The organism is Rhizobium sp. 05L429, from assembly GCF_056397645.1.
The window spans coordinates 24869-31106 of the sequence record NZ_JBFTNV010000051.1; the positions used below are offsets into that span (position 1 = coordinate 24869).

Sequence of the window (6238 nt, forward strand, 5' to 3'; positions counted from 1 at the left end):
CTACTCGCTCGAAAGATCCGTGTTCAGCCCGTCGCCGCCAGCCTTCTTGTCCCGTCCGAGTGAGATAATCTGGTAGGGCTTTTCATCGGAAGGGCTCTTGTACTGATAGGCCGTGCCCCAGGCATCGAGGAATGTTCCCGATTTCTTGATATAGGGTCCGTTCCAGCTGCCCGCATTGGCAGGCGCCTTGGCAAGAGCATCCAGTCCTTCGTCGGTTGTCGGATAATGCCCCGCATCGATATAATAGAGCTCGAGCGCGTTCTCGATATTCTTCATCTGAGCCTTCGTCGTATCGACTTTGGCCGTATCGAGATATTTGAGGACCTGGGGGGCGACCAGAGCCGCAATCAGTCCGATGATCGCCAGGACCACCAGCAGTTCGACGAGGCTGAAGCCAGCGGTCGCCTCCTCCGAACCGCGATCTGTCGGTTCGGATGCAAATCTGTCAGTCGTCATTAGTACCCCGTCTGGTCAAAGAAGAGATTGAAATTCCATACAGCGAAAAGAGAGAGCGCCAGGAACGGCCCGAATGGAATCCGCAGCGACATGAGATTGCCCGACCGTTTCGCTCTAACCGCGAGATAGAGGAGGGCGGTTGCCGAGGCGATCAGTAGGAAGATCGGAAAGCTCAAGGGATCGAGCCAGACTGCGGCAGCACCGGCGAATTTGACATCGCCAAGTCCCAAGCCGACCTTGCCTCTCAGCCGGCAATGCAGGTATCGCACCGCCCAGAAGAAGATAAAGACCGCCAAAGCGAACAGCAATCCCGAGACCAGCGCATTGTAACCGCTGCAAAGCCGGAAAGCCGCGCCGCTCAAGAAAACAGTCGCATTAAGCCAGTCTGGGATGATGAGCCTGCGAAAGTCGACATAGGCAATGGCAACGAGGCTTACTGCGAGAATGACTGCAAACAGAAGCGCCATCGTCAGTAGGCCAGCCGCTTGAGGTCTTGCTGCAGGTTGTTTTTTCCGCCACGGCGCTTCTGGATGTCGGACTTGAAATCGAGCTGCTTGCGGAATTCGGCCGTCACATCGCGCGCCTGGCTGACGTCGCGCACGATGCGCGGCTTGATGAAGATCAGAAGCTCCGTCTTCTTGATCTGGTCCGTCTTGTTCTTGAAGGCGTTGCCGAGGACGGGGATGTCGCCGAGCAGTGGCACCTGACTGCGGCTGACGCTGTTGCGCTGCTGGATCAGGCCGCCGAGCGCGAGGCTCTCATTGTCGTTGACGACAACGCGGGTCGAGATCTTGCGCTGCTGGATCGTCGGCGAATCGATGCCTGAAGACGTGGTCTTGACGACGTCGCTGACCTCCTGCTGGATGTCGAGCATGATCCGGCCCGAGCTGTTGACCCGCGGCACGACGGACAGGATGATGCCGGTATCCTTGAGTTCGATCGAGTTGATCACCGGCGAGTCACCGTTGACGCTGGCGGCCTGCTGGGTGACGATCGGCACCTGATCGCCGACCTGCAAGGTCGCCTTTTGATTGTTGAGTGCCATCAGCGTGGGCGCCGACACGACATTGACGTCGGTAATGCTCGACAGCGCATTCAGCGTTACTCTTATGTCGCTGGTCGCATAGCTCCAGCCGAAACCGGGGAAAGACATTCCCGTGCCGCCATTGGCAAGGTCGGAGAAGCCGAAGCTGAAATTGCCGTTCTCGAAGAACCAGCGCAGGCCGAACTTCAATTCGTTGTTCAAGGTGACTTCGGCAATGACGGCTTCCAGGAGCACCTGGGTCGGGGCGACGTCGAGCTGGCGCAACAACTGCTGGACGTGCTCATATTCGCGGGCGGTGGTTGAGATAAGCAACGCGTTATTCTCGACGTCGGCAACGACCGCTGTTTTGGTCTTGGCCGGCTCGGCGCTGTAGCCCGCGAGCTCGCTGGGCGCACTATCGGCAGGAGCGCTTGCCGGCTGAGCCTGGACGTCGGAAACAATATCGGTCTGCTGCAGATTGGGCGCTACCGCATCGAGCGCTTTGCCCCCGCCATTCGTCGAGGATTGGCCGCTGAGGACAGCCTGCAGCACCTGCGCAAGTTCTTTTGCCGGCCGGTTCTGGATGTCGTAGACAAACAGCTGCTCTTCGTTCGTGCTCGCCAGCCGRTCGAGCTTCTGGATCCAGCTTGACGCGCGCTCCAGATATTGCGGCCGCGAGGTGATGACGAGCACCGAGTTCAGTCGTTCGTTCGGGATAAAGCGGATGATCTTGCCGCCGCCGCTGTCATTGGCGAAGATCGTATCGAGTTCCTTGGCGACCGCCGACGGCTGCGATGCTTTCAGCGGATGGAGCGCAACCGACATGCCCTCCATCCAGTCGACGTCGAAGACCCCGATCGCTTCGCGCATTGAGGCGAGATCGCTGTTCGACCCGGCGAGCATGATCAGGTTGCGTTTTGTATCGACCTGAAGGATCGAGCCCTGGCGGCTGATCGGTTCAAGAATGCCCTTCATCTCGTCGGCCGAGACATATTTGAGTTCGACGACCTGCACCTTGATGCCCGGTCCTTTGGGCGAGGCGGAGGGTACGCTGACATCGGGCGTAGACGACAATGCCTCGGACGCGGGCACGACCTGGTAGCTGTCGTTCCTTTTTACCACGACAGCGCCGTTCACGGATAACGCCGCTTCGAAAATATCGAGCAGCGCCTCCTTCGATACCGGGCTCGTCGTTTGCAGCGTTACGGTTCCGGACAGTCGCGGATCCACCACGTAGTTTAAATGAAGCGTGTCGCCGAGCACGCTCCGGGCGGCGGCCTCGATCGTGGCACCGACGAGGTTCAGGCTGTAGCCTTCGCCACCCTTGGGAAGCTGACCGACAGAGACCGGCGGTCCGCCATAAGACACAAATGTGCCGCTTCCCTGATGGATGGCGCCATTGAAACTGTCGGCTGAGGGCGCCCCGCCGATGATGCGGGAGGATTGTCTGGAGGTCGGAAGTGGCTTGCCGCTGGAATCGAGCTCGTTGAGCTTGACCGAAAGTACGTCATCTATGGAATCCGTGGCGCTGCAGGCGGCCAGCGACAGCAGGCCGAGTAAGAAAACTGGCACCAAGGATTTCATAAATCGGATCCACACGCATCTCTTGCATGGACATTAGACAGCGCGGGTTGCGGACGCACCACGAGATTTTGCTGTCGTCGCTGTTTCCACATCTTTCAGTGCACGCACTTTGCTCGTTTCGAAGTTCTTCGCTTTTCATCATTTAAGAGGACGATGTAAAATTCGTGTAATGATCCCTAAAGGTCGGCGCATCCTTTGAAAGTGCAGGGACTCTCGATAACTTTTGCTCATAAATTTATGAGCAGGGCATCGTCGCGAACGGCGGCTCCTCTACCCAGGTTTCTTAGATTCTTATTTCTGGAGTACGATGTTGACCACAGCATCAGGGATGCGCGTTGCGCGGATTGTGACCAAGGCGGGAGTGGCATGCCATCTCGTTGCCGGTATGGGTGCCCAGATTGGCACCGCTTCTAAAATGCACGCTTGCGCCGACCGCACGACTCTTATCTGCAGTCTCAATGTCGTATGTTAACTCCATAACCAGCTAACGACTCGGTATAAAGCTCTCAGGACTGCAGTCTTACGTCGTTCAGCCGCCTATCTCAAAATGAAAGCTATCGCCGTCGATCGTCACTCCCGCGATACAACTTCCTTCCAATCGGAAAACATCAATAGGAGAAGACGTCAGTCTTTCCCAAAGCTCCCGCCCATCTTTAGCAATATTTACAAATCCAATTTCATCCCTAACCAATAAAGAGGAGTCGTATTGGATAAATTCATGGAACAACCAGGGCATCTTGTAGCGGAATTTAACAGCTAAAGACTCGCTTTCGATGCCAACTAGAAGTTCGTTTATGCCGATAAACAAAGTATCTCCAGCAGATGCTGCTTGCGGTTTCAGACCAATGTCCGCGTAACCGACGACAATTTTTTGATTATGTTCGTTTCTAAAGAACCCCCAAGAGTTCTCGTCATCCGCCAGTATTATCGGAGTATCCGCGCGGATACCGCTCATCGCCTCGCTTTTAGACGCGGTTGAAATCCATTCAATGTAAGAAAGCTCCATTTTCATTCACTTCGCCATTATCGTGATGATAGACCCTTGGCTTTCCACAAATTGAATTTTAGATCCCGTACTCGTGATCCCCGGCAGGAAAAACTCTCGGACAGTACTGCCCGGAATATTACCCGGACCAACAATAGAAGACGGATCACGATAGGCGGCCTCGAATCGCGCCGTCACCGCTGCTCGGTTGGCTGAAGTATCGGCTATGCCGATCCGCCCAGCATTGCCCGCAGCCCGTGATGCATTGTAGGCGTTTGCCTGATTGATATTCTTGTTGAACAAGAAATCTAATTTGCGCCCAAACGTCAAGCCGCCCGTGTCTGTAGCAGCCAACGGTCGCCCAACGGCTGTCAGGCCGATAAGCGCATCATCAAGCGCAGACCTGCCGACCGTCATTCCGAACTGCTCGCTCGAGTCACGAGCCGTGTAGGGTTGAATACCCATCCCCAAAAAGTTGGAAATGTTGATACCTACATTAGCCGCGCCCTTCCAGTGACCTGAGAAATATGAACCCCAGTTTACGTCCCCTGTTAGGCCGCTGTACGAGTCGCGCGAATTCGGATCTAGTCGCGTCAGCTTATCGATACGCGCGTTTTCAGACCGCTCAGCCTCCTGCTTAGTGACGGTTCTTCCGTTGATGCCCTCAACTCGTCCTCCGGGGACGCTGGAACCATAGCTATGCCCGTTGGGATCGCTTTTATTGATGGGATCGTTTTCGGCGTAGCTGTAGCGATTGGTGCCGACGCCGTCCTTGATGGGGTCCCAGTCGTCGGGTGAGATGAACCGACCGAAGGCGGGGTCGTAGTATCTCGCGTTGAGATACATGAGGCCGGTCTCGGGGTCGAAGCGCTCGCCGATATAGCCCTTCCCTGTCTGCATCGCCGTGTTGGTACGCTCGCCGAAGGCGGCATAGCCGGTCTGCTCGACGATATTGCCGTTGGGTGCCCCCGTCACCAGCCTGACCGAGGCCAGATGATCGCGATGCAGGATAAAGACATTCTTGGTTGCGGTCGACAGATTGGCGACGATCTTGGCGTCCGGATGGGGGTACACGGTGTAGATGTTCGTTCCCGGCGTCGAGCGGTCGATCTCGACGTCGGCACTGGGATAAAGCGTCGTGCCGAACGCCCAGCTCTTCTTCACCCGCGCTGCGTCAGGACCGTAGAGGTAGGTGACCGTGCTGCCGCCCTGGGTGACGGTCGACAGGCGGTTCTCGACATCCCAGGTCAGCGTGCGGGTGCCGTCCGAGACCATGTTGCCGTTGGCATCATAGCTGATGGTCTTTGCACCGACCTGCGTTGCCGCATGCGGCCTGACCGCCGTCGGCGCCGGATAGGTGTAGGCGCCGATCCTTGTGCGCGATAGCAGATTGTGATTGTCGGCGTAGGTGTAGGTCTCGTCGAGAGCGTTGTCACCGCCATTGTCGGCGCTCGTCAGCCGGCCAAGCTGGTCATAGGAGTAGGTCCAGTTGTCGTTGGCGGTCAGCCCGGTGATGGTCTTGATGCGGCCGACATTGTCGCGAGTATACTGATTGTCCATCAGCACCGTGGTGCCCTTGGCCGTCGTTAACCTGGTCAACCATCGCCGCGTCGGTGAATAGGTGAAGGTGGTGGTGACGCCGTTGACATAGGTGATCGACTTCGTCTGGCCGTCGGCCTCGTAGCTGGTATTCTGAATCAGGTTGGATATGGAGGTTAGCAGATCGGCGCTGTTATATTGCCATGGCCGGTCGGGTGTCCTGCCGAACCAGAGATCCGCCGCATAGGCGATGCCGATGGTCTTGTCGGTTGGCCCGCGCGTCTGCGTCGTCGTCTGGCTAAGGCCGTCGATCGTTGCCGTTGTCGCGATGATGCTGCCGTTGCCCGTATAGACCCGCTTGTAGGCGAAGGTGGCGTTGTCGTTGGCGGCTCCGCTCAAGAGACCGATGTTGCTCGACGTGGATGTCGGGTTCTGGTCATAGGTGTTGGTGGCGACGACGACAGGGGTCGATGAACCGGGCGCCTGCACTGACTTCTGCGTTACACGGCCCATCTGGTCGTAGGTCAGGAAGGTGACCGCACCGCGGGCGTCGACCTGCGAGACCAACCGGTTCGCATCATCATAAGCGTAAGACCAATTCCCAAGGTCAGGATCGCTCGCCGTCAGGCGGTTGCCGAGCAGGTCGTAGG

At 57.2% G+C, this 6238-nt stretch carries 5 protein-coding genes; all 5 read right to left on the reverse strand.

Annotated features, from left to right (window positions below; genetic code table 11):
- Positions 1-456 carry a type II secretion system major pseudopilin GspG gene (gene gspG, locus AC1DNW_RS33845; protein WP_477855585.1) on the reverse strand — a complete coding sequence of 152 codons (456 nt, stop codon included), beginning with the start codon at positions 454-456 and terminating at the stop codon, positions 1-3.
- Entirely contained in the window at positions 456-923 is a 468-nt protein-coding gene (locus AC1DNW_RS33850) for a prepilin peptidase (RefSeq protein ID WP_477855586.1), read from the reverse strand. Before AC1DNW_RS33850 ends, gspG begins: the two co-directional genes overlap by 1 nt.
- A 2-nt stretch (positions 924-925) precedes the next feature.
- On the reverse strand, positions 926-3052 hold the full coding sequence (gene gspD / locus AC1DNW_RS33855) for a type II secretion system secretin GspD (protein WP_477855587.1): 2127 nt from the start codon (positions 3050-3052) through the stop codon (positions 926-928).
- Between the two features lie 541 nt (positions 3053-3593).
- Positions 3594-4076: a hypothetical protein gene (locus tag AC1DNW_RS33860; RefSeq protein WP_477855588.1), complete on the reverse strand. Its 483-nt coding sequence runs from the start codon at positions 4074-4076 to the stop codon at positions 3594-3596.
- Positions 4077-6238 (reverse strand): RHS repeat-associated core domain-containing protein (locus AC1DNW_RS33865; protein WP_477855589.1); only part of this gene is annotated, 2162 nt, incomplete at its 5' end.